The sequence below is a fragment of the Bacillus sp. SCT118 genome, assembly GCF_058566435.1.
In genome coordinates this window covers 1,870,391-1,891,781 of sequence record NZ_CP191225.1, presented here as the reverse complement: position 1 = coordinate 1,891,781, position 21,391 = coordinate 1,870,391, and the positions used below count along the sequence as shown (strand labels likewise).

Genomic DNA, 21,391 nt, shown 5'->3' with positions numbered 1-21,391 from the left:
GTTATGAGAATAAAAAAAGCATTGCCCGCTCAAATAAAGAGCAAGCAATGCTGATATCACAAAAAACCGTACACGTGCGGTTCCATTGCTCACCCATAGTCGGACATTTACGGTGCCCGGTAGAAACTTGCGTGCCATATCCACGCGATTATATGAGTGTTCCTATTATATTGTAATAAATTATATCAAGATTCTAATCCCTTGCATAGGCTGAAAATAAAAATTCACGAACTTTATTTTTGTTTTTTTAGATATCATTCGTATTTCAAGGGAATCCGATATAAAAGAGCCTGACGACCGCGCCGCCAGGCTTTTGATTATGACAGATAGAGATTTGAATATTTGTTTGATAAATAATCAATTAAATAGCGAACATTCAGCTCTTCTCCTGTTGCATCTTTAATAATGTCTAACGGCTTTTTCCGTTTTCCGTGAATGTGCACCTTTTCCGTCAGCCATTGCTTTATCGGATGGAACTCTCCTCTTTCCAAGAGAGCGTCAAATTCAGGGAGATCCTCAAGCATTTTTTGTTTCAGCTGAGCCGCATACATGTAGCCGAGCGCATAGGATGGGAAGTAGCCGAAATCTCCCCCTGCCCAATGGACGTCCTGTAAAATCCCCTCTGCGTCGGTCTGCGGTGTAATCCCTAAATAATCTTGGTATTTTTGATTCCAAAGCGACGGCAGATCTTCCACAGACACTTCATTGCTGAAAATCGCTTTTTCAATTTCATAACGGATGATGATATGAAGAGGATACGTCAATTCATCCGCTTCGACCCTGATAAATGAAGGTTTTGATTCATTGATTGCCCGGACAAAATCATCCAGGGAGATGTCCTTGAACTGTTCAGGTGATGCTTCTTGAATCTTCTTATAGTACGGTGTCCAAAAATGCTTGTTGCGGCCGATAAAATTCTCGTAAAATAATGATTGCGATTCATGGATTCCCATTGATGCGCCGTCTGACAAATTCGTGCCACTGAGTGCTTCATCAATATTTTGCTCGTATATCGCGTGCCCGCACTCATGAATGGTGCCAAAGATCGCCGTCCGGAAATCTTTTTCATCATATCTCGTCGTGACCCGAACGTCTCCTCGGTTCAGCGTAGTTGCAAACGGATGAACGGTTTCATCAAGTCTTCCGCCATCAAAATCGTAGCCAAGCTCCTGTAAAAAATACAGACTGAGCTCTTTTTGCTTTTCTTTCGGGAACGCTTTTGTAATAAAGCTTGTATCTGGTTTATTTCCGGAAGCTGTCACCTGTTTAACAAGAGGGATAATCGCTTCCTTCAGCTCAGTAAACAGCTGATCAAGCACCTTTACCGTGACGCCGGGCTCAAACAAATCAAGCAATGCATCATAAGGATGCTCTTGATATCCCCAATACGTAATAAAACGTTTATTGAATTCAATCAGCTGTTCTAAATAAGGAGAAAACAAGCTGAAATCAGATTTTCCTTTCGCTTCCTCCCACGCTGTTTCTGCCTTTGAACACAGAATCACGTATTCTTTGTATTCAGCCTCAGGGATTTTCTTATTCTCTTCATACTCTTTTTTCGCCAGTTCCACTGCTTTTTTCGTATCTTCCGACAAGTCATCAAATCGTTCATACAGGACATCGATAAGCTCCTTCATTCGATCTGATGTTTGGATATTGAATATATCTGTTGAAAGCTGGCCGATACTTTCGGCACGATCCTCTGAGCCGTTTTTCGGCGCGCCTGTTCTGGAGTCCCAGTGCATTAACGCAACTGCTTCGCTGTAATGTGAGATTCTTTTTAAAAGATCAAAAAATTCTTTTTCATATGTATGTATCTCCATATCCATTCCCTCCCTATTCTAGCCGTTCCATTACAGGCTAATGGAAGGGGGTATGAAAGTCAAATTGTTTGTATAAAAGGCTGCCGGTATGTTTGGCGGCAGCCTTTTTATTCAGTTGATCGTCATTTGATTTTTTGGCGGAGGTGTTCTCCGCTTTTTCTTCTTGATTTTTTTATCTACCCACACTGTTGCCAGCGGGGTTAAGAGCGAGGTGACAATAACACTTGTCGCGATGATTGCAGTTGCCGATTCAGCAACTGGCGCAAATGATGCATTCGCTTCAGCTAATGCGTATGGCACAGCTACAGCAGCCCCCGCCGTAGAAGAAGCGGCCACTCCCGCGACACCATCTCCCCGCGCAATAAAACGATCAAGCAAAAACAAAGAACTGCCCGATAAAATGACGACAGAAACTCCGATAAAAATGCCGAGCAGCCCTGATTGGATCAGCATTCCAAAATTCAAGGTATTGCCGAGCGAAAAGGCGAAAAATGGAATGATCGCCGGCACAACCTTGCTGAATAAGTCTCTGAGATCGTGATCCAGATTTCCAAGTATACATCCAAGTAAAAACGGGATGACTGTCGCTGCCAGCGTTTCCCATGGGAATGCGGCAAGTCCCGTCACACCAAACGTCACCATGGTCATAAAAGGACCAGATTCTGTACTGATAAAGGCGAAAGCGCCCGCATCCTCTTTTCTTCCCATGTGATTCATGAGCGCCAAATACAGTCCGCCGTTCGTTTCATTCATTACCGCGACAATTGCTAAAACAGAAAGGCCTGCAAAAAAGCCGGATTGTATGCCTTCGTCAGGTATAAATTGCGCTGCGATCACGCCGAGCAGCGCCGCAAATCCGACCTTTCCCAATAATAACGTGATTCCTTTTCTTGCGATATAGCCTGAAGAACGAAAATCAATCGTTGCTCCTACGCAAAAGATAAAAACACCCAGTATCGGCAGCGTTCCGGTAATCAAAGCACCCGTAAACCCTCCAAAGAACTCCGCTGTTCCAGGGGCAAACGTGTTGAGCGCCGCTCCAAGAAATAGCGGAATAATCATCATTCCGCCAGGTACCCGTTCAATTGTCGCCTTGATTTTCATATTGTGGATTCTCCCATCCTCCGGTTATGAAAAAACAATTCCACTTACACTTGGAAAACAGCCTGCAAATCCTCTTTTGAACAGCTGCCCAGCTGGCTGCCGACTCCGACGGCGCCAGCTCCGGCTCTAAGCCAATCCGGCACTTCAGACGGATGTATCCCGCCTGTCGGAATAAAGGTCACCTGCGGGAAAGGACCCGCTAAATTTTTCATGAACGGGATGCCAAACACACCGCTTGGGAACAGCTTTAATGTCGTAAAACCGAATGTCAGCGCTTCCATAATTTCGCTCGGAGTCAAGACGCCGGGGATATAATGTGTCTTTACAAAAGATAGATGTTCAGCAAGATCAGCTGAAAAACCCGGACTGACAATAAACTGCGCGCCAGCCTCAGCAGCTTCCCCAGCTTGCTGCGCGGTGATGACCGTGCCCGCGCCAATTAAAATATCTTCCCTATTACGGAAGGATTCGATAATATCTGATGCCCCGGGGGTCGTATACGTCACTTCAACTGCACGAATCCCTTTATCTAATAAACTCTCAATCTGCTGACAGGCCTCCTGCTTATCCTTTGAACGAATGACTGCAATCAGCTTTGCTTCTTTCAGACGGTTTTCAACGACTTTGGACTCCATATTAATAATCCCCTTTCTTTTGGTGAACCGTTCTTTGAGCAGATAAAAAAGAAGCTAATTTCTCCCTAGTCGGCAAACCGTCCATATCCCCCGGTGCCTGCACTTGCAAAGCGCCAATCGCATTTCCCCTTTGCACCGCATCCTTGTACGACAAACCGTCTAGGATACCGCTGATTACACCGACTGCAAATCCGTCTCCGGCGCCGACCGTATCAACCACCCGGTCGACCCGGCAGCCTTCTAGAAATCCTTCACTTGTCCCCGTTTTAAAGTAAGCGCCTTCTTTTCCGAGTTTAATAGCGACAAAGCTGGCACCTTTTTTCAAATAATAGTCGGCAATGCCTTCAGGTGTTTTTTCTCCGGTCAATAGCTCTCCCTCTGCGATACCCGGGAAAAACCAGTCTGCAAGCCCAGCCAGATCATTGATTGTGTGTACCATTGTTGCTTGATCAGGCCAAAGCGAAGGTCTTACATTAGGGTCGAATGAAATGGTCTTCCCTGCGTTTCTCATGTCGTTCATGACATGATACGTGAAGTCTTTCATCTCGGCTGATAAAGCAGGCGGAATGCCTGTCACATGCAAATGGCCTGCGCATTGAAAATAATCTCTCGGATATTCAGCTGAAGTTAATGTGCTTGCAGCTGAGTTTTTCCTATAGTAGGTAACTTGCGGGTCGCCTTCTTTCACTTTTGACTTCAGCAGCAGCCCGGTGGGATTTTCGTCCTGCGAGCGGATCACGCGGGACACATCCACTCCCTCTTTTTTAAGTTCCTGTACAATAAACGTTCCGAGCTGATCATTACCGACCTTGCTCATCCATCCCATTCGGAATCCGAGTCTAGCAAGGCCGCAGGCGACATTGCTTTCTGCTCCGGCAAGCCCTTTAGAAAAAGTGGATACTTCATGAAGGCCTCCATACTCATTTGCGTAAAACATGGCCATTGATTCCCCGAATGTCACCGCATCAAGCTTCATCTCTTCCCAACCTCCTCTTAGTTGAGGGCACCTAGGATTAAAGTGACTTTCTCATGATGACTTTTGCCTCTAATTCAATAGTTTGAGGCGCTCCTTTGTCACCTTCAATCCTTTTTAATACACGTTCCATCGCCGTCCTGCCCATATCATGTGACGGCTGGGCGATCGTTGTAATGCCTGGACCGATCAGTTTGTACCACTCCGTATCATCGAATCCTGCAATCCCTATATCTTGAGGGATGCGCAGGCCAAGCTCTTCCATACAGCTGATGATTTTCAGCATAATCAAGCCATTCAAAGCCAGAATCGCTTTTTTTTGCTCCGGCATTTCCTTGTGAAAAGAACGAAGCGCCGCCTTAAGCTGCTCCTTGTCCTTTACGTCAATTTCATGCAATCTAACAAGCCCGTTCACATTTTGAACCGAAGCCATTTCCTGATACACAGCTGCTCTTTCTGCACGAGGGCTGATAGAGGAAATCGGTTCGGTAAACAGCGCGACATCAGTATACCCTTTGCTGTACACCTTCTGAAGAATCTCTTTTGTGATCCATCTGTTGTCAGTCGTTACGGTATCCAGTTTCAGATCCGGCAGTTTCCGGTCAATTAAGATTGTTGGAATTTGCTGTTCAGCAAAAGCGCGCAGTACATCCTTGTTTTCCCCTGTTGCGTTTAAAATCAGGCCCTCAACCGAATGGGCTTCTAGCTTTAAGAGCATTTCCCGCTCTTTTTCAGGACTGTTATCTGTGTTGCACACCATAATGCTGTATCCATATTGATCACAAACCTCTTCGACTCCCCTGAAAGCAGCGACCGAAAAAGGATTTGTAATGTCAGCCACAACAAATCCGATTAACTTGCTTTTTTTTATTTTCAAACCTTGTGCCATTTTACTCGGCCGATAATTCAATTCTGCGATTGCCTTTTTAATGTTTTTCACTTTTTCAGGAGAAATCGCGTCAATTTTTCCGTTAATATAGCGGGAAACTGTCGATTTCGAAACTCCTGCACATTCAGCTACATCTTTGATGGTTGTATGGCCTGTTGTTTTCTTTTTCATTCAAGTGCTCCTGTATCTCATATATTTGAAACCGATTTCAAAACCGTTACAACAAAAGGATACCATAATTTTAAAATTTGGAAAGAGTTTTTTTAATAATGTGTCAATTCATTATTTTTTCGTTGACTCTTTTCACTATTTATCCTAAAATTTTCTTTGAAACCGTTACCAAAATATTTTCATTCAAGTGATGCTGAAATCCTAACCAAGGGGGAAATATAATGGAAAATCGTTATTCTGTACATCCTGAACAAGTAAAACGCTTTACAACAGAGGAGCTTCGCAGTCATTTCTTAATGGATCCTTTATTTACAGAAAACAAACTTACGATGTATTACTCACATGAAGACCGGGTTGTCATCGGCGGAGCGGCCCCAGGGCAAAGTGAACTGAAGCTTGATGCAGGTGATTTTCTAAAAACAGACTTCTTTTTGGAACGGCGTGAAATCGGGATTATTAATGTCGGCCAGCCTGGTGCCGTTAGAGTCGGCGATGATGAATATGTGCTTCAAACAAAGGATTTTCTCTATATTGGAATGTGCAATCAGGATGTATCGTTTTCAAGCCTGAACGGGGAAAAAGCGAAGTTTTACTTCGTCTCCGCTTGCGCCCACAAAAGCTATCCGACACAAAAAGCCGCCCTAGCTGAACTGACGCCGGACCGCCTTGGTGATGATGCAGCGTCTAATGTCAGAAGTCTGTACAAAGTCATTCATCAGGATGGCATTAAAAGCTGTCAGCTGATGATGGGAATAACGATGTTAGATCAAAACAACAACTGGAATACCATGCCAGCACACGTTCATGACCGTCGGATGGAGGCTTATCTTTACCTGGATCTTGAAAAGGACTCAAAGGTATTTCATTTCATGGGCCAGCCGGACGAAACACGCCATCTTGTTGTTGGAAATGAACAGGCTGTCCTTTCTCCCGCTTGGTCTATTCATTCTGGCGCAGGAACATCAAACTATAGCTTTGTGTGGGCGATGGCTGGAGAAAATTACACATTTACGGACATGGATCTCATTCCGATGGATGGGCTGAAATAAGATGGGTTATCTACATGACGCCTTTTCATTAGAAGGAAAAACAGCGCTGGTGACAGGCCCGGGAACAGGGATCGGTCAAGGAATTGCCAAAGCCCTAGCCGGAGCTGGCGCTGATATTATCGGCACATCACATAAAAGCAGCCTGTCTGAAACACAGCAGCTTGTGGAACAGGAAGGCCGGACATTTACATCTTTTACATTGGACATGAGCAAGCCGGAAGCGATAAAGGATTCTGCAGCTGAGCTGTTTGAAAACAGGCAGATCGACATCCTTGTCAATAATGCCGGCATTATTCATCGGGAAAAAGCGGAAGATTTTTCAGAAGAGAACTGGCAGCACGTACTGAATGTCAATCTGCACAGCCTGTTTATTCTGACACAGCTTGCTGGCAGGCACATGCTGAAAAGAGGTCATGGAAAGATTATTAATATTGCCTCTCTCCTGTCTTTTCAAGGCGGCATCCTCGTTCCGGCTTACACCGCGAGCAAACACGCTGTTGCCGGTTTGACAAAATCATTTGCAAATGAGTGGGCAGCGTCAGGTATTCAGGTCAACGCAATCGCCCCAGGCTATATTTCTACTGCGAATACAAAGCCTATTCGGGATGACGAAAAGCGAAATGAGGACATTTTAAAGAGAATTCCTGCCGGCCGCTGGGGCCAAGCGGATGATATCGGGGGGACTGCAGTCTTTTTGGCATCACGTGCTTCAGATTATGTAAATGGACATATTTTAGCAGTTGATGGCGGCTGGCTATCCCGCTGACAAATAAAAAAAGCTGACGAACGATCGTCAGCTTTTTTCCATTACATCATGTGCGGTTCAACAGGCAAGACCTTTTTGACCTCATCAATGATGCGTTCATTTTCTCCGCCAGCGTAAATGTGAATCGAGCCGCTGTCTTGATTCGAGCGAATCAGGCGCCCGATGCCCTGCCGTACACGTAACAACATATATGGCAGATCAACTTCTTCGAACGGATCTTTTTTCGCTCCGTTGCGCTTCGCTGTAAATACAGGATCGTGTGGCGGGAACGGTAATGACCAAATGGTAACATTCTTCAATGCGTCACCGGGAATGTCGAGTCCTTCCCATAAGTGAACTGAACAAAGTACTGTTTCTTCTTCCTCTTGGAATTTCTCTACTAAGCTGCTGATTTCCTCATCACCTTCGAAGAAAATTGGATACGGCAGCTCCCATGCCGCCGACAGCTCTTTAAACTCGTTTAATTCTTCAAAAGAAGGGAAAAGCACCAGCGTTCTTCCTTTGTATCGTTTGATTGTTTCAATCGTTTCAGCCGTTTTTTGTTCAGCGGCCATATCTGTTTTTGCGTATAAATTAATACTCATTTGCTCGTCATAATCATAAGGGGAATCAACAGTTAATGACAAATAATCATGAATCCCAAGACTGTCGGCAATATAATCAAACGAACCGCCTTCTGACAGCGTAGCAGAAGAGAAGATATAAGGAATTTTCTTAGAAAACACTTTTTCGCCAAGTACTTCTGCTACCGTTCTCGGCATCACGACAAAAGTTGATTCTGCTTCCTTTTTCTCCAGCCAGCTGATCGCATCCTTTTGATATAGAGATAATGAATACGCCATTTGTTCAACATATTCTTCCACTACTGACAGCTCGTATTGATCAATCGTATACATTTCAGACTCAAATACAAGTGCCTCACCGATTTTATCAAGTAAACGGCAAAGCTCGTCCGCCGCCTTTTTGACACGCTGGTCATTTTTTATTTCTAAACGGTGTGAACCGGCTACTTCCTTTGATTCTTCAGAAAGAACATAGAAAAATTCGTCGTTTGCGAGAAGCGCATCTTCAATCAATTCTGCAAACTCTTCTCTGATGTCATTTTGCAGCAATCGTTCTAAAAACAATTCAAGAGTAGACTGCTTCACTCTATAGGTTAGCGCTTTTTGCGCAGCAAACTCTAACAAGTGCCCCTCATCAAATACAACTGCACTATGATCAGGCAAGAGCGGCAGCTGGCCCTCTCGTTTGCGTGATTCTTCCGTCCACACATGCTCCATATAAAAATCATGGGAACAAATGATTAAGTCCGTTGACTTGCGGTAGTAATCTCTGGAAAGTGTCAGACCGCATCTGTGTCTCATATCACAAGTCAGACAGTCCTGAAACGAGTCGTAGCTTACGTCAGACCACTCTTCATTCGATAGATTTGCGTACTGCTTACGGTCGCCATACGGATAAAAGCGCTGCATCGCCTGTGACTCGTGGACAAATGACGGTAACGACTCATAAAGATCCAGCCATTTATCATCATCAGAACGCTGCATTGTTTTTTCAAGCTTCTTCAAGCATAAATATTGCTCATGTGATTTTGACAGCCTTGTATCAATTTTCAGATCAAGATGCTCAGCCAGCTTAGAAATATCGCCCTCTTTTTTCACCAGCTGTTCAATTAATGTTTCATCTGCACAAGCGATGATGGCGGGTTTGCCGACATACCTTGCATAGCTGATTGCAAAAAGAAGATAAACCAGCGTTTTCCCCGTTCCCACTCCAGCTTCGGCGAACATGACTTTTTTCTCTTTAAACGCCCGCTCCAGCTGAAAAGCCATAAATACTTGCTCGTCCCGAAGATCAAACCCTTTTTCGGGAAGGATATCGTAAAACACGTCACCAATCCAATTGTTCAATTCTTCATAAAAATTCTTTGTTTTCGTTAAAGAAAAAGGCAAACGTGATGTTGTCACCTAGTTCCAACCCCCAACTATTCGACATTCAGACCACCAATAATATCATTTTCCGCTGATGAATACAATAAAAAAACTTGGCAATGCCAAGTTTTTTGCAGTTTACTTACGATTGATCACATGCGACGATAAAAAAGGATGGTCTGTTGAATAAATATGTTCTACCGCTTTTTCTAAATCAGTTTGCGCATGCGAAATCACAGACGGAGACGAATCAGTCCCGAGCTCCTTCAGCTCGTTTGCTGTTGCGTCAAGCGCCCTTTGAATAAGATTAAAATGTTCGCTGTTCAGCATGAGATCACCTCTGATGGAAATAATCATCATTGTATGCGAACTTTTCATTTTATATACATGCTTTACCGCATGTTATCACCGAAACATGCACAAACTACACTTGATATTCCGTCTCCGGATTATCCGTCTTATCAACAATATTCTATCAGGGAGTGATGTTGACATGAGTTATAGAAACCGATTAGATCAGCATTCTGAACTGTTTCATCACAATTGGACGCGGCCTAAACGTTCTAAGTCTCAAGTAAACGGTCACACTGAAATGTCCCAAACCAACATTATATTGAGAAGCAACGCGAAAGCTCACCGTTGGTAACGATAGAATATGGCTGAAAGATGAAAGAAGACGCATGCAGAGCGTCTTCTTTTTATGCGTTTTCTGTTTTCTTTCGCTGCGGCCTTACTTTTGACCAATATTGATAATAATCCGTTTTAATAAACCCGTTAAAGAGCTTTCGTTTCTTCGTTGCTTTTCTGCCATATGCTTCCTCAAAGTTTTCATTTGATGTCAGCATATACACAGACCAAGTATCAAGCGGCTCGAACGCCTTCCCCATTTCTTTGTACATCTGCTCAACGGCTTTTTTCTCGCCGAGACGCTCTCCATATGGCGGGTTGCCGACAATTACGCCAAACTCCAGATTGGTGGTAAAATCTTTGACCTGCATCTGCTTGAACTGGATTAAATCTCCCAACCCTGCTTCCTCTGCATTTTCTTTTGCGATTTCAACCATGCGGTGGTCTATGTCGCTTGCGAAAATTGTAAGCGGCTGGTCATAATTTGCCTTTTCTTCGACTTCAAGCCGCGCTTTGTTCCACAGATCTTTACCGATCCATTCCCAATCCTCTGATACAAAATCGCGGTTGAATCCCGGGGCGATGTTTTGGCCGATTAGCGCCGCTTCTATCGCGATTGTTCCGGAGCCGCAGAAAGGATCAACAAACGGGCGGTCCGGCGTCCAATTGGTTAATTGCACCAAAGCGGCAGCAAGTGTTTCTTTAATCGGCGCACCGCCCTGATCGACACGGTAACCTCGTTTGTGAAGGCCTGTCCCTGATGAGTCCAGTGTAATCAAAGCCTGATCTTTCAATAAAGAAATTTCGACTTTATACTCGGCACCTGTTTCTTCAATCCAATCATTGGCTTTGCCGGACTGCAGCTTGAGCTTTTCGACAATTGCTTTTTTGACAATCCGCTGACAGTCGGGAACGCTTGCAAGTGTTGATTTTACCGATTTTCCAATGACAGGGAATTTCCCGTTTTCAGGTATAAATGAGCGCCAGTTAATCGCTTTCGTTTTTTCAAACAGTTCATCAAATGTTTTCGCTTTAAAAGAAGCAACCTGAACCTTTATGCGGTCGGCTGTTCTAAGCCAAAGGTTCGCACGGCAGATGGCAAGTGCATCACCTTCAAAAATAACTTTCCCGTTATCAACCTTGCATTCGTATCCTAAATCTCGTACTTCCTTTGCGACAACAGCTTCAATGCCCATTGGCGCCGTTGCAATTAGTGTATACTTCTTCATCGTATCACCCTGTCTTTTAAAACTTTTCTCTTTTCAAGATAAAAGCTCTCCTTATACGGGAGAGCTTGTTTTCATCATTTTAAATGTAAGTGGTCTAACGTTCTGTAAGCCATGTTTTGTTCCGTCGTACTGCAAACGGCTCATCACCTCGTACTCAGGCGGCAATCATCTATCTACAGAAAGCATTCTGTCCTTCTCTTCGTTGAATTCCGTTAAGAAGGTTCCCCTACCAAAATTTGGGTTTCTCGCTCGAGGGGTTTACCGCGTTCCACTCTCACCATTTCTAGTGAGACTTCGTCACTGTGGCACTTTCAAGGATACTCAGCCATATCCGAAGGACGTAGGCTTTTTTCCTGCCGTCAGCCTCTAAAGGCTGCCCTAGCTTATGACTTCGCTAGGCACGAACACTACGGGCATCTCAGCACCGTGCGAGCATGGACTTTCCTCTACAGATTCAAGATCTGCAGCGATTACCCGAACGTTAAGAACATGAATTATTATATAACAACTGATTACAATTTACAAGCGCCATTTTTTTCAAGCGTGATCAATCATAAAGCTTGCTGCCAAAAACGTGTTTTTCTAAGTTAGACAGCCGTTTTAAAATATCAAAGTTTGTTGTGTTAGATTGCACAGGCTGTTTTTTGCTGGCTTCTTCAAGCTGTTTTTTCAGCTGCAGATTTTCCTGCTGCAGTTCTTCAATTTCTTGATGGAAGGTTTCATAATCCTTAATAATCATATCTAAAAATTTGTCAACGTCTTCTTGCTTGTAGCCTCTAACGCCTGTTTTAAATTCTTTTTCCAAAATTTCTTTCGCAGAAAGCTTTACTTTATCAGCAAGCATCTTTTTCACCTCGTATCGTGAATCATCACATATATTTTTTCAGAAATCTGTACGGTTGTCAAATTTCTCTTATTGCTATGAGTAGCTGTCTTCCTCTACTGTCACTCTCAAGTCATCCATTGTAATAAAGTAGATGGGATAGCCATCCTTTTCGCGCCTTTTTTCCGCTGTCCCAAGCATATACTTAGGGGAGCCTTCCTTTTCCGGGTCATATAAAAGCAGAAGCCCGTCGGACTTATCAATGAAGAACTGATTTTTTTGTTTGAATTGAAGCGGGCTTTCATAAGGACGGTGAGTCAGGCTTGCTTCATAGTCTGCCTGAGCCAGAACTGCTTCATACTGTTCCTTATTCGGTTCTTTCCAGTTCTTTTCCTGCTCGTAAAATGGTGTGATGACAGCTACCTTTAAGTCAGGGTATTCTTCCTGCAAATCATATGCAGCTTCTGCCGCCCACAGCTCCGCTCCAAGCTGGCCCGAAATTAAAATCCATTCTAATCCTTCATCCAAAAAAGCAATCAGCCGGTTCTTAATGGCTTTTTTTATGTAATACAGTGCCTTGTCATCCTGCTTAAATATCCCGAGTTCAAACGGTTTATAGCCCGTTATTGCCAATACTTTCATCATTTCACCTGCTTTAAAAAATGGGGCTCCCGTGGGCCCCATTTGTTGTGCTGCATTGTTTACACCATCAAGCTGCACGTTTTCCATACTAGTAGTCGCAGCAAGGTTTTCCTGCTTGAAAATGCTGATGCGTAGCCGGGTCAACATTTGAGAAAGTGTGTGGAAAGTAGTGAACGTGCTGAAAATGCTGGTGGTTTACGTTTGTTGTATGCTGTGGGTGAATGTGCGGCACGATAGTCTTCGAAAACGTATGGTGTTCACAGCAATGAGTAGGATGGACAATTGGCGCCATCATATGCGGTCTGCAGTGATGCATGATAAAATCCCCTTTCCATAAACTTTATTACAATACTAAGCTATGAAAAATAAGGGGTACATGTTCTGATGCAAAGACCTATTTTAAAAGTGTGCAATTAAGCTGTCTTTAAAGTTTGAAAACACAAAAGCAATCAAAAATACCACAACAAAGAACAAGTAAAAAACACCCTTATACATACCAACTCTCCCTTTAAAAATAACTAACGTCATTTTACAGGATTCGCCGCTATTCTACAACAAAATCAATGTGAATTCAGCAAAAAAAATCCATGGCGAAACAAGTCGTCTTTTGCGCTTTCCCGGGGAATATTTAAGAGGAATATTTCCTCTTAAGCCGGGCAATTCTCACATCCAGTTTTTCAGTTTCTTTCTCTGTTAAGCATGCCGCATCGCTAAGCAATTGTTCTGCTATTTGCAATGCTTTTCCGAATGCTTTTTTCTTATGCTCAAAATATTTCGCGAGCTCTATTACAGCAGCGTATCTGCACTTCTGGTTTTGCGAGCGGGACAGGTTTTCCCAAAGCGCCACTGCTTCTTCCAAGCGGTTTTGTTTTTTGTACAGGAGCGATAAATCTAGCCGTGCACTATCCTGGTCCTCAAACGATTTTTCTATAAGCCTTTCCAACTGCTTGATCGCTTGGTCCGTTTCTTTATGAGCCATAAACCATTTCGCCATAGCATAGGCTTCACTGTGTTCTTTTGGCGCATGTGATTCTGAAAGGATTTTTTTAGACATATGGATGTACAATGAAATGAGTGATAACACATCCATTTCATTATGATGCAGGACACCTTTTAAAAGATCCGGCTCTTGCGCCTTTATAAAATGAAAGTAAAGCATTGGCGCCAAGTAGCCCGGTGTGTCTTCTAGTCTGCGGATGCCGAGCTCCTCTTTTTCAACCGTGCCAAGAGATACGCGGTCCATTTTGTGTTTCCACAGGCGTCTAGCTCCATGCAAAAGATCAAAGTGGCCAAACTCCGGAAGCTTCGGAAGTCTGTCACGGATCAAGGTGTGCCTTGTTTTCACCTGCGGCCAATCAAAAGCTTTGCCGTTGTAGGTCACAAGTGATGTAATGTCAACCTCGCTTAAAAAGCTTTGGTACAAGGCGACTTCGTTCCCCGGTTTGGGCAAAAGATGCTGTTTGACTGTCACTCGGTCTTCATATACTCTCGCATGCCCAAGCAAAAAAATGGTATTCCCAGCTCCACCCCCAAGACCGGTTGTTTCTGTATCAAAGAAAAAGAGGTTGTTTTTGTTATACCCTTTTGCTGACAATGTATGCGATAGGCCGCTTTGATTCCACAGTGTGATCACTTCCTCAAGTTCAGAAAAGCTGTATAACCCATGGCGGTGAGAAAGCGGATATTCTACTTCTCTGATGAGGCAATATTCATCTTCGAAGATGAAAGGCTTCATGCCAAAAGCCTCCCACTCTTCTAAAAACGGGATGTCATCAATGTGGTTTTCTTGTTTGCCTGCTTCTATTTTTTGTTCTCCTTCGTCGAGCACCATGTGCTTTTTCATCCGCTGGAGTTTCCCTTTTAATGACATATCCGGCCTCCCTCCTTACGACATTTGATCCAACAGCTGCAAAATTCTTTCCTTTGCTTTTATCCCTTCTATTTCCGTACCTATACAAGACGGACAGCCGTCATGACAAGGACAATGTGCAATCAGTTGTTTCGCCGCTTCATTAATGTCTGAAAAACGTTTAAAGACTTCCTCCGCCAAACCGATACCGCCCGGATAATGATCATATAAAAATATGGTTGGCAATCCGGTATGGGCTGCTTTAATTTGAGAAACAACATGAACATCATTTCGATCACACATGATATACACAGGGACAATATGCTGCAGCACATTCGAGATGCCAAGAAGCAGCTGTTCCAGTGTCTTTTCCCCGATATCTTCATCCGCTGTTTTGATTTCGAGCCAAGCTGCACTTGTATGCAGTTCTTCTTCCGGCAAATGAATAGGTCCAGACCCAATATTTTCAAAAGTGGTCATTTTTATTTTTTTAAAAATGGTCGGCAGGGCATTGACAGTGACGTCTCCGTAGTGCAATGACGTACGGCTTTTTTCTTTCGTTTTATCGGTTTCTAATACCTTCAGCTGAACTGCCAGGTTTGCATCCGTATAATATTCGACATCGACTTTTCTGACATACGCCTTTTTATGGTCCCAATCGAGTTTCTCAACTTGATACTGAACGCCTTCATGCAAATAAATTGCTTCATCATGTAAAAGCGTCATCGCACTAAAACGGTCCATTTCACCGATAATCCTTACATTTGCAATATCCGACTGATCAACTATAACGACATTTTCCTGGGAGGCGGAACGCAAACTGATGTTTGAAGCAGGGAACGACTCACTTGCCCAATGGTACCGTTCGCCGTTGCGGTGAAGAACAGCCTCTTCCTGAAGATACTCAAGAATATCACTGACTTCCATGGCTCCAAATTCTTCATCAGCTCTAAAAGGAAGCTCATAAGCCGCACACTTTAAGTGGTCTACTAAAATAATCAAATTCTCCGGATTGATTCTTGCAGATTCCGGCGAACGATTAAAGAAATATTCAGGATGCCGCACAATATATTGGTCAATCGGTGTTGAATTGGCTACCATGATAATCAAAGATTCACCGTGTCTTCTGCCGGCTCGTCCGGCCTGCTGCCAAGCACTTGCAACACTTCCTGGATACCCCGTCATTACACACACTTGCAGCTGGCCGATATCAACACCAAGCTCTAAGGCATTCGTACTGACCACTCCTAAAATGTCGCCTTCTCTCAGGCCTCTTTCGATTTCTCTTCGCTCTTTCGGCAGATAGCCTCCCCGATAGCCTCTGATTGATTTTGTTCCAATCTCTTTTTTCACAAGCTCCTGAATATGGCTTAAAATAATTTCCACCCGAACTCTGCTTCTGGCAAAAACAATGGTCTGCACTTTGTTTTTAAGGAACTCTTTCGCCAGTTCATTCACTTCTGCGGTTGCGCTCCTTCTAATATTCAGCGGTTTGTTCACAATTGGCGGATTGTAAAACACAAAATGCTTGCGTCCGCTCGGTGCGCCGTTGTCATCGACCAGCCGCATCGGTTTGCCTGTCAGCTGCTCTCCCAATTCCTTTGGGTTGGCAATTGTTGCGGAAGTACAAATAAAAACCGGATCACTTCCATAAAACCGGCAGATCCGCTTTAGCCGCCGGATCACATTTGCCACATGGCTGCCGAACACACCTCGATACGTATGAAGCTCATCGATGACGATATACTTAAGGTTTTCAAACAAACTGACCCATTTCGTATGATGCGGTAGAATGGCAGAATGCAGCATATCGGGGTTTGTAATGACAATATGACCTGCTTTTCTCACCTTTTGTCTGATTGCCGGAGACGTATCCCCGTCATATGTAAAGCTTTTAATATCAATGCCCATTTCATCAATAATTTCATTTAGCTCGCTCTTTTGGTCTTGTGCCAGCGCTTTAGTCGGAAATAAATATAACGCCCGGTTTGTTTCATCTTGGGCGATGGACTGCAGGACTGGGAGGTTGTAGCATAACGTTTTTCCTGATGCTGTTGGCGTTACGGTAACGATGCTTTCTCCTTTTTGCACATATTGAAAAGCGGAATATTGGTGAGTATATAGTTCATCAATGCCCCTTTTCGAAAGGGCCGCTTTGATTCTCTCGTCTATACTTTCGGGCATAGGCCTTGTTTTTGCTTCCCGAGGCTCAATTTCATGCCAATTCACAACGTTTTCATTTCCTTTTAAATCAGAAATGAGTTCAGTCAGTGATTTCTTTTTCATTCTTTACACCTCTTTGTCAAGTACAGTTTACCGAATATTTGTTTGCATGGCTAGGTGCAAATTTTATACAGTTGAATAAAAAAAGCAAGGCATACGCCCTGCTTATTTCGCTTTTATTGTAAGGAGCTTTGATTCGCCTTTACGAGCAGCCTTTTCGCCTGCCGGTACAATTGATCCTACAGCCTCACCATTCATTATAACGATTGGGATGACTGTGCTGCTCGCTTTTTCTTTTATTAATTCCAAATCACATGTAATCAGCGGATCACCGACCTTCACTTTATCCCCTTCTTTAATGTGGGCAGTAAATCCTTCTCCGTTCATATTGACTGTCTCCAGCCCGACATGAATTAAAAGCTCAATTCCCGAGCGAGTCCGAATGCCAACGGCGTGTTTGGTGTGGAAAATCTGAATGACTTCACCTTCAGCGGGAGAAACGATTTCACCGCTAGAAGGTTCCACCGCTATTCCTTCTCCCATCATTTTCTGTGAAAAAACAGGGTCCGGCACATCTGACAGGTCCATTACTGTACCGTCTGCCGGAGAATAAATAACCTCTTCTGTCACCTTTTCCTGAGTTTTGCCCATTCCGAATAATTTTTTCAGCAATGTATTTTCTCCCTTCTCATTCACTTCAACCGTTATCCCTTCATTCACCACTATTTAACCACACTTTCAATTTTGCTTCAATTTATAACAACATCTGGCATAGACGCATAATCTGTTTAAAAAAGGCGGTGGCGAAATTGGAATTCCATGATGACAAAAAGAACGAACTGCAAAAGAAAGAAGAAATCATAACGGAGGCAATCGACACTCTTTTTCAATCCTCAGCGTTCGGCAACCTTATAAACGGATTTCAGAACCTGATCAACTCGAGTTTAAAGGATGTGCAGACGACCATACATGTCAGAGAAAAAGATACTGGTCTGTATATCGATATTACCATTCCGGCGACGTTTCGAGATGGCGAGATCGTCGTTGATGTTAAATCGAGGTATCTCCATGTAACCCTCCAAGAAAAACAGAAACACCAAAATGAGGCTACCTTTACAAGCATGACAAGAACGGTTCAGCTGCCTTATGAAGTTCGCCAAGAAGATATGGAAACGTCTTGGAACGAGCAGACAATGACACTTTTCTTTCCAAAAAATAAGCATGAATGAACGATTCATTCATGCTTCTATCATTTAAAAAAGCTGGTAAATCCCTTTATTAAAGATCCGACCTGATTCATTGCACTCATTACTTGACCTGTCGTATCCATCATTTTATTAAAATCAAATTGCCCATTGGCTTTTTTGAACTGCGACATAATGCTTTGAAATTGCGAAGGCTGCTGTTGATTAGGCCTTGGGATAGGATAAGGGTTAGAAAATACAGGCGGCTGCATAGGCATAGGCTGGATCGGAGCATAGGGCTGATAATAATCCTGCTGTCCATAATGCTGCTGAGGCAGTTGTTGCTCTAAATAACCGGGTGCAGCCTGCTGATAATATCCTTGCATTTGCTGAGGATAATAATAGCCCATTTGCCGAGGATAGCTTCGAGAGCTCCTGTTCATTGCGATTCCCCCTAAACACAACATATTTCTCTTCTATATATGTATGAATGACTTCTATTGTTTGTGTCACAAGTGATGATTAGCATTTGTCAAATTGTGTCGAAAGTTTAAATTTTTTAAAAACAGAAAAAAGTCGAATCATTATGGTACCATATTTTCAATACAGATGAGAGGGGATGCACCATAATGAACGTATCATACTTAAGCAAACGTTTTGCAGAAATGAAGAAATATGAAACAGACTGTATGAATAAACTGATGGACTTTGCCAAGTTCCTCTATATTCAAGGACATCTCAGCATAACTGAGTTTCGTAACAGTATGAAGGTTCTCGAAGCAAATGGAGCAGAAAGCCCGGCATATGAGATGAATTAACGTCCGGCCCCCTATAAAAACGAAAAGAAGACAGCCTTTTACCGGCTGTCTTCTCTTGCAATTTCATCCTTTACTGCGTGCAATGTATAAAGGACTGATTCAGTGATGTCCTTAAACCGTTTTTTATGAATATGATGAACATATGATTGAAGGACCAATTCCAGGAAATTATCCTTTAAGGCCTCAATTTGCTCTTTATGCACATATTTTGGCCGGCGGACTTTTATCAATTCAAGAGCACCCTCTGCCCAGCGAGCCGCCAGTTCATCATTCTCTTCAACTGCAGGCTTTATCGTCTCAAAAAAATCATAAGAATGATTACTGTCTTTTCCTTCCTGATACCGATCAGCGCCTTTTTCAGCAACTTCAATCATTTGCTCGGTCATTTCCAGCAATGTTTGTGATAGCAATACCTTTCACCTCAATGCCTATCGTACCAAATTTCACTCACAAATTCAGCCGATGCGGTATACCTTCTCAAACGCATACCTGTGTTCAGGCGATTGATACAGCTCATTTATACAAATATGAAGATCTATGATTTCTTCTTCAAGCACACTTAGGCGATCGTTTTCCGTTTCCCGCATCTCAGCCTCTAATGCATTTACAGAATGATTCAGGCTTTGCTCAGCTCGCGTTAATTCATCTTCTATATCAGAAAGCATACGGAGAATATCTGTCTTGCATACATAACCGGACATTCGTGTACCTCCCTTTCTTGTCTCTCCCGGTTAACATTCTTTGCTCTCAAGGCTCTTTCCTTCCTCATGACAAAACTAGAAGCAAATCGCCAAACAAACAGGTATTCCACGAAAAGCTGAAGTTTTCGACAAAAACACCCGCAAAAATTGTATGATCCTCCTCCTTAATGCAAACGATACTTGTGAGGAGGTGCCGTATGAAAACAAGACCGAAAAAAGCCGGCCAGCAAAAAAAGACTGAATCAAAGGCAATCGATTCTTTAGATAAAAAATTAGGCGGCCCGAACCGCCCTTCTACGTAAGAAGCAAGGAATTTCCTTGCTTCTTTATTTTTTCAGCCACTGCTCCACCGCGAAAAGCGCATGAAGCTGGCGCTTTTTATGTAAATACCAGTCTGTCAATTCAATCTGCTTCGGCAATTCCTCGCGCCTAAAGAACGTTTTCTTTATCTTTCCATGAAACCAATCTGTTTTCGTTCCGTCTAATGAGTGGATTAACTCAGGGTAGCATGTCCTTAGCATAGGAGATGTTCTTTTTGTAATCCCGATCATCTTTTCCATATCAAAACGTGAACCTGAGTGCGGCACTGTGTGCAAAAAGTGATAAAAAGAGGAGAACAATTCTGGCTTGAACAGCAATTGAGACAGCTGCTTTCCCAGCCTTATCCTTTCCTCCGCCTTTGAAAAGCGTTTCACTGAAATGCCGTAAAGAAACCCATTTGAGGAAGGAAAAATAACGGTGTTAAAATGAAACCAGTCACTTAAATAAAAAGGAATCGTGTCAAAAACATTCTTTTTAAACGAAGGATTTTGTATAATAGGTGTTTGGATAGTGTTTTGTTCATTTATAATGAGGGCATACATTAGCCGCTCCGTATTTCGCTCATGCCAAAAACGGGTCCATTCTTCCGACATAAATTGTGAGACGCCAAACACATGCAGAAGATGAAACAGCGGTTTCCCGACTCTTTTTGACCAGTGGTATAAAAGAAGCTGCGGATAGGCATCCGAAAAAATAAGCCAGTTCGCTCTTTCATAGGCTAAAAAGAACCATTCTTGCTGTCTCTCACGGAGTCCAAGCTGAAACAGACTGCCTTTTAAGTCAGTCATTGACCAGCCGGCATTACGAGAAACGAAAGAAGCCAAAAGCGACCATTTGATTTCCGGATGACGGTCGTAAAATGCTTTATAAGCATTTGTTCTTGAAATGTTATCCGCGTTTTTTATTTTTGTCTGCCGCTCAATCCGGCTCAGAAGCTTTCTGATGGTCTGTTGTTCTTGCACGTTCATTCACTTCCGTCATGATTAGTTTAATAAGGAGGATGAGAAAGTGATTCGGTATCCTAACGGAAAAACATTTCAGCCGAAACATTCGGTTTCATCCCAAAACAGTCAGAAAAGGGCCCCGTCTTACAGTAATCGCGGAATGACCCTCGAAGATGACTTAAACGAAACGAATAAGTATTATCTGACAAACCAAATTGCCGTTATACACAAAAAGCCGACACCTGTTCAAATTGTAAATGTCCATTATCCAAAAAGAAGTGCCGCAGTGATTAAAGAAGCTTACTTTAAACAATCATCGACAACAGACTACAATGGGATTTACAAAGGGCGGTATATTGATTTTGAGGCGAAAGAAACGAAAAACAAGACCTCTTTCCCCCTGCAGAATTTTCATGACCATCAAATCGAGCATATGAAGCAGGTAAAGGCTCAAGACGGTATTTGTTTTGTTATTATATCCGCTTTCGACCAGGTTTATTTTTTGGAAGCCGATAAGCTGTTTTATTTCTGGGACAGAAAAGAAAAAAACGGCAGAAAATCAATTCGAAAAGATGAGTTGGAAGAAACAGCTTATCCGATTTCTCTTGGATACGCACCCAGAATTGATTATATTAGTATTATTGAACAGCTTTATTTTTCGCCATCATCTGGTGCGAAAGGTTGATTAA

General features: G+C 43.1%; 26 protein-coding genes, 1 other RNA gene and 1 riboswitch. Of the genes, 7 read left to right on the top strand and 20 right to left on the bottom strand.

Annotated features, from left to right (window positions below; translation table 11 throughout):
- Positions 1-76: 76 nt before the first annotated feature.
- A riboswitch (purine riboswitch) is annotated at positions 77-176 on the bottom strand.
- A 141-nt stretch (positions 177-317) separates the two neighbouring features.
- The 5 genes from ypwA to kdgR form a co-directional block, all read right to left on the bottom strand.
- On the bottom strand, positions 318-1,823 hold the full coding sequence (gene ypwA / locus ACQVGT_RS09870; RefSeq protein WP_041517908.1) for a carboxypeptidase: 1,506 nt from the start codon (positions 1,821-1,823) through the stop codon (positions 318-320).
- A 111-nt stretch (positions 1,824-1,934) separates the two neighbouring features.
- Positions 1,935-2,927: a 2-keto-3-deoxygluconate transporter gene (gene kdgT / locus ACQVGT_RS09865; RefSeq protein ID WP_015483365.1), complete on the bottom strand. Its 993-nt coding sequence runs from the start codon at positions 2,925-2,927 to the stop codon at positions 1,935-1,937.
- Positions 2,928-2,971: 44 nt separating this feature from the next.
- On the bottom strand, positions 2,972-3,562 hold the full coding sequence (gene eda / locus ACQVGT_RS09860; protein ID WP_015383933.1) for a bifunctional 4-hydroxy-2-oxoglutarate aldolase/2-dehydro-3-deoxy-phosphogluconate aldolase: 591 nt from the start codon (positions 3,560-3,562) through the stop codon (positions 2,972-2,974).
- 1 nt (position 3,563) lies between these two features.
- Positions 3,564-4,538, bottom strand: coding sequence for a 2-dehydro-3-deoxygluconokinase (gene kdgK / locus ACQVGT_RS09855; protein WP_015383934.1), 975 nt, complete (start codon positions 4,536-4,538; stop codon positions 3,564-3,566).
- A gap of 37 nt (positions 4,539-4,575) precedes the next feature.
- Positions 4,576-5,595, bottom strand: a complete 1,020-nt coding sequence (kdgR, locus tag ACQVGT_RS09850) for a pectin utilization transcriptional regulator KdgR (protein ID WP_015383935.1) — start codon at positions 5,593-5,595, stop codon at positions 4,576-4,578.
- A gap of 221 nt (positions 5,596-5,816) precedes the next feature.
- On the opposite strand from kdgR, the gene kduI reads away from it, so the two are divergent.
- Together kduI and kduD are read left to right on the top strand one after the other, a co-directional pair.
- A complete protein-coding gene (gene kduI / locus ACQVGT_RS09845) occupies positions 5,817-6,644 on the top strand; it encodes a 5-dehydro-4-deoxy-D-glucuronate isomerase (RefSeq protein WP_015383936.1) in 828 nt (275 codons plus the stop codon).
- A gap of 1 nt (position 6,645) precedes the next feature.
- The gene (gene kduD, locus ACQVGT_RS09840; protein ID WP_015383937.1) at positions 6,646-7,410 is read left to right on the top strand and encodes a 2-dehydro-3-deoxy-D-gluconate 5-dehydrogenase KduD; all 765 of its coding nucleotides are present in this window, start codon (positions 6,646-6,648) and stop codon (positions 7,408-7,410) included.
- 41 nt (positions 7,411-7,451) lie between these two features.
- Here the strand turns inward: kduD and ACQVGT_RS09835 are convergent, their stop codons facing one another.
- Both ACQVGT_RS09835 and ACQVGT_RS09830 read right to left on the bottom strand, forming a co-directional pair.
- Positions 7,452-9,377, bottom strand: coding sequence for an ATP-dependent DNA helicase (locus ACQVGT_RS09835; RefSeq protein WP_014477152.1), 1,926 nt, complete (start codon positions 9,375-9,377; stop codon positions 7,452-7,454).
- Positions 9,378-9,479: 102 nt separating this feature from the next.
- Positions 9,480-9,671 (bottom strand): hypothetical protein, encoded by a 192-nt coding sequence (locus ACQVGT_RS09830; protein ID WP_003246090.1) that lies wholly within the window; start codon positions 9,669-9,671, stop codon positions 9,480-9,482.
- 163 nt (positions 9,672-9,834) lie between these two features.
- On the opposite strand from ACQVGT_RS09830, the gene ACQVGT_RS09825 reads away from it, so the two are divergent.
- The gene (locus ACQVGT_RS09825) at positions 9,835-9,987 is read left to right on the top strand and encodes a YpzG family protein (RefSeq protein WP_010327933.1); all 153 of its coding nucleotides are present in this window, start codon (positions 9,835-9,837) and stop codon (positions 9,985-9,987) included.
- Between the two features lie 52 nt (positions 9,988-10,039).
- Here the strand turns inward: ACQVGT_RS09825 and ACQVGT_RS09820 are convergent, their stop codons facing one another.
- The 9 genes from ACQVGT_RS09820 to ACQVGT_RS09780 all read right to left on the bottom strand — a co-directional run bounded on the left by ACQVGT_RS09820 (position 10,040) and on the right by ACQVGT_RS09780 (position 17,406).
- Positions 10,040-11,197 (bottom strand): THUMP domain-containing class I SAM-dependent RNA methyltransferase, encoded by a 1,158-nt coding sequence (locus ACQVGT_RS09820; protein ID WP_015483366.1) that lies wholly within the window; start codon positions 11,195-11,197, stop codon positions 10,040-10,042.
- Positions 11,198-11,297: 100 nt separating this feature from the next.
- Positions 11,298-11,679, bottom strand: an RNA gene (gene rnpB / locus ACQVGT_RS09815) — RNase P RNA component class B.
- Between the two features lie 65 nt (positions 11,680-11,744).
- A complete protein-coding gene (gene gpsB / locus ACQVGT_RS09810; RefSeq protein WP_003225629.1) occupies positions 11,745-12,041 on the bottom strand; it encodes a cell division regulator GpsB in 297 nt (98 codons plus the stop codon).
- 75 nt (positions 12,042-12,116) lie between these two features.
- A complete protein-coding gene (locus ACQVGT_RS09805) occupies positions 12,117-12,662 on the bottom strand; it encodes an SLOG family protein (protein WP_015483367.1) in 546 nt (181 codons plus the stop codon).
- 88 nt (positions 12,663-12,750) lie between these two features.
- Positions 12,751-12,978: a spore coat protein CotD gene (gene cotD, locus ACQVGT_RS09800; RefSeq protein WP_010886551.1), complete on the bottom strand. Its 228-nt coding sequence runs from the start codon at positions 12,976-12,978 to the stop codon at positions 12,751-12,753.
- Positions 12,979-13,061: 83 nt separating this feature from the next.
- Positions 13,062-13,190, bottom strand: a complete 129-nt coding sequence (locus ACQVGT_RS09795) for a hypothetical protein (protein ID WP_003230707.1) — start codon at positions 13,188-13,190, stop codon at positions 13,062-13,064.
- Between the two features lie 100 nt (positions 13,191-13,290).
- Positions 13,291-14,532: a metal-dependent exonucleaseMrfB gene (gene mrfB / locus ACQVGT_RS09790; RefSeq protein WP_015383940.1), complete on the bottom strand. Its 1,242-nt coding sequence runs from the start codon at positions 14,530-14,532 to the stop codon at positions 13,291-13,293.
- Positions 14,533-14,547: 15 nt separating this feature from the next.
- Complete coding sequence (gene mrfA, locus ACQVGT_RS09785) at positions 14,548-16,797, bottom strand: ATP-dependent helicase MrfA (RefSeq protein WP_015383941.1); 2,250 nt, start codon at positions 16,795-16,797, stop codon at positions 14,548-14,550.
- Positions 16,798-16,899: 102 nt separating this feature from the next.
- Positions 16,900-17,406, bottom strand: coding sequence for a PTS sugar transporter subunit IIA (locus ACQVGT_RS09780; protein WP_015483368.1), 507 nt, complete (start codon positions 17,404-17,406; stop codon positions 16,900-16,902).
- A gap of 137 nt (positions 17,407-17,543) precedes the next feature.
- Here ACQVGT_RS09780 and ACQVGT_RS09775 point away from each other — a divergent pair, with 137 nt between their 5' ends.
- Positions 17,544-17,963, top strand: coding sequence for an Hsp20/alpha crystallin family protein (locus ACQVGT_RS09775; RefSeq protein ID WP_014477158.1), 420 nt, complete (start codon positions 17,544-17,546; stop codon positions 17,961-17,963).
- A gap of 20 nt (positions 17,964-17,983) precedes the next feature.
- Here ACQVGT_RS09775 and ACQVGT_RS09770 read toward each other — a convergent pair whose 3' ends face one another.
- On the bottom strand, positions 17,984-18,361 hold the full coding sequence (locus ACQVGT_RS09770; RefSeq protein ID WP_014477159.1) for a YppG family protein: 378 nt from the start codon (positions 18,359-18,361) through the stop codon (positions 17,984-17,986).
- 186 nt (positions 18,362-18,547) lie between these two features.
- Between ACQVGT_RS09770 and ACQVGT_RS09765 the strand changes: the two genes are divergently transcribed.
- Positions 18,548-18,736: a YppF family protein gene (locus ACQVGT_RS09765; protein ID WP_003230690.1), complete on the top strand. Its 189-nt coding sequence runs from the start codon at positions 18,548-18,550 to the stop codon at positions 18,734-18,736.
- A gap of 38 nt (positions 18,737-18,774) precedes the next feature.
- On the opposite strand, the gene ACQVGT_RS09760 is transcribed toward ACQVGT_RS09765, so the two are convergent.
- Positions 18,775-19,146: a YppE family protein gene (locus ACQVGT_RS09760; protein ID WP_015483369.1), complete on the bottom strand. Its 372-nt coding sequence runs from the start codon at positions 19,144-19,146 to the stop codon at positions 18,775-18,777.
- A 45-nt stretch (positions 19,147-19,191) separates the two neighbouring features.
- Positions 19,192-19,437 carry a YppD family protein gene (locus ACQVGT_RS09755; protein ID WP_004398488.1) on the bottom strand — a complete coding sequence of 82 codons (246 nt, stop codon included), beginning with the start codon at positions 19,435-19,437 and terminating at the stop codon, positions 19,192-19,194.
- A gap of 197 nt (positions 19,438-19,634) precedes the next feature.
- On the opposite strand from ACQVGT_RS09755, the gene sspM reads away from it, so the two are divergent.
- Entirely contained in the window at positions 19,635-19,739 is a 105-nt protein-coding gene (sspM, locus tag ACQVGT_RS09750) for an acid-soluble spore protein SspM (protein WP_003225606.1), read from the top strand.
- A 24-nt stretch (positions 19,740-19,763) separates the two neighbouring features.
- On the opposite strand, the gene ACQVGT_RS09745 is transcribed toward sspM, so the two are convergent.
- On the bottom strand, positions 19,764-20,726 hold the full coding sequence (locus ACQVGT_RS09745) for a DUF2515 domain-containing protein (protein WP_015383945.1): 963 nt from the start codon (positions 20,724-20,726) through the stop codon (positions 19,764-19,766).
- Positions 20,727-20,766: 40 nt separating this feature from the next.
- On the opposite strand from ACQVGT_RS09745, the gene recU reads away from it, so the two are divergent.
- On the top strand, positions 20,767-21,387 hold the full coding sequence (gene recU / locus ACQVGT_RS09740) for a Holliday junction resolvase RecU (RefSeq protein WP_004399067.1): 621 nt from the start codon (positions 20,767-20,769) through the stop codon (positions 21,385-21,387).
- Positions 21,388-21,391: the final 4 nt, after the last annotated feature.

What these genes read in the sequence shown, in the direction of transcription:
- ypwA (WP_041517908.1), bottom strand. Translation starts at nt 1,823, where the DNA reads ATGGAGATACATACATATGAAAAAGAATTTTTTGATCTTTTAAAAAGA.
- kdgT (WP_015483365.1), bottom strand. Translation starts at nt 2,927, where the DNA reads ATGAAAATCAAGGCGACAATTGAACGGGTACCTGGCGGAATGATGATT.
- eda (WP_015383933.1), bottom strand. Translation starts at nt 3,562, where the DNA reads ATGGAGTCCAAAGTCGTTGAAAACCGTCTGAAAGAAGCAAAGCTGATT.
- kdgK (WP_015383934.1), bottom strand. Translation starts at nt 4,538, where the DNA reads ATGAAGCTTGATGCGGTGACATTCGGGGAATCAATGGCCATGTTTTAC.
- kdgR (WP_015383935.1), bottom strand. Translation starts at nt 5,595, where the DNA reads ATGAAAAAGAAAACAACAGGCCATACAACCATCAAAGATGTAGCTGAA.
- kduI (WP_015383936.1), top strand. Translation starts at nt 5,817, where the DNA reads ATGGAAAATCGTTATTCTGTACATCCTGAACAAGTAAAACGCTTTACA.
- kduD (WP_015383937.1), top strand. Translation starts at nt 6,646, where the DNA reads ATGGGTTATCTACATGACGCCTTTTCATTAGAAGGAAAAACAGCGCTG.
- ACQVGT_RS09830 (WP_003246090.1), bottom strand. Translation starts at nt 9,671, where the DNA reads ATGCTGAACAGCGAACATTTTAATCTTATTCAAAGGGCGCTTGACGCA.
- ACQVGT_RS09825 (WP_010327933.1), top strand. Translation starts at nt 9,835, where the DNA reads ATGAGTTATAGAAACCGATTAGATCAGCATTCTGAACTGTTTCATCAC.
- ACQVGT_RS09820 (WP_015483366.1), bottom strand. Translation starts at nt 11,197, where the DNA reads ATGAAGAAGTATACACTAATTGCAACGGCGCCAATGGGCATTGAAGCT.
- gpsB (WP_003225629.1), bottom strand. Translation starts at nt 12,041, where the DNA reads ATGCTTGCTGATAAAGTAAAGCTTTCTGCGAAAGAAATTTTGGAAAAA.
- ACQVGT_RS09805 (WP_015483367.1), bottom strand. Translation starts at nt 12,662, where the DNA reads ATGAAAGTATTGGCAATAACGGGCTATAAACCGTTTGAACTCGGGATA.
- cotD (WP_010886551.1), bottom strand. Translation starts at nt 12,978, where the DNA reads ATGCATCACTGCAGACCGCATATGATGGCGCCAATTGTCCATCCTACT.
- ACQVGT_RS09795 (WP_003230707.1), bottom strand. Translation starts at nt 13,190, where the DNA reads ATGACGTTAGTTATTTTTAAAGGGAGAGTTGGTATGTATAAGGGTGTT.
- mrfB (WP_015383940.1), bottom strand. Translation starts at nt 14,532, where the DNA reads ATGTCATTAAAAGGGAAACTCCAGCGGATGAAAAAGCACATGGTGCTC.
- mrfA (WP_015383941.1), bottom strand. Translation starts at nt 16,797, where the DNA reads ATGAAAAAGAAATCACTGACTGAACTCATTTCTGATTTAAAAGGAAAT.
- ACQVGT_RS09770 (WP_014477159.1), bottom strand. Translation starts at nt 18,361, where the DNA reads ATGAACAGGAGCTCTCGAAGCTATCCTCGGCAAATGGGCTATTATTAT.
- ACQVGT_RS09765 (WP_003230690.1), top strand. Translation starts at nt 18,548, where the DNA reads ATGAACGTATCATACTTAAGCAAACGTTTTGCAGAAATGAAGAAATAT.
- ACQVGT_RS09755 (WP_004398488.1), bottom strand. Translation starts at nt 19,437, where the DNA reads ATGTCCGGTTATGTATGCAAGACAGATATTCTCCGTATGCTTTCTGAT.
- sspM (WP_003225606.1), top strand. Translation starts at nt 19,635, where the DNA reads ATGAAAACAAGACCGAAAAAAGCCGGCCAGCAAAAAAAGACTGAATCA.
- ACQVGT_RS09745 (WP_015383945.1), bottom strand. Translation starts at nt 20,726, where the DNA reads ATGAACGTGCAAGAACAACAGACCATCAGAAAGCTTCTGAGCCGGATT.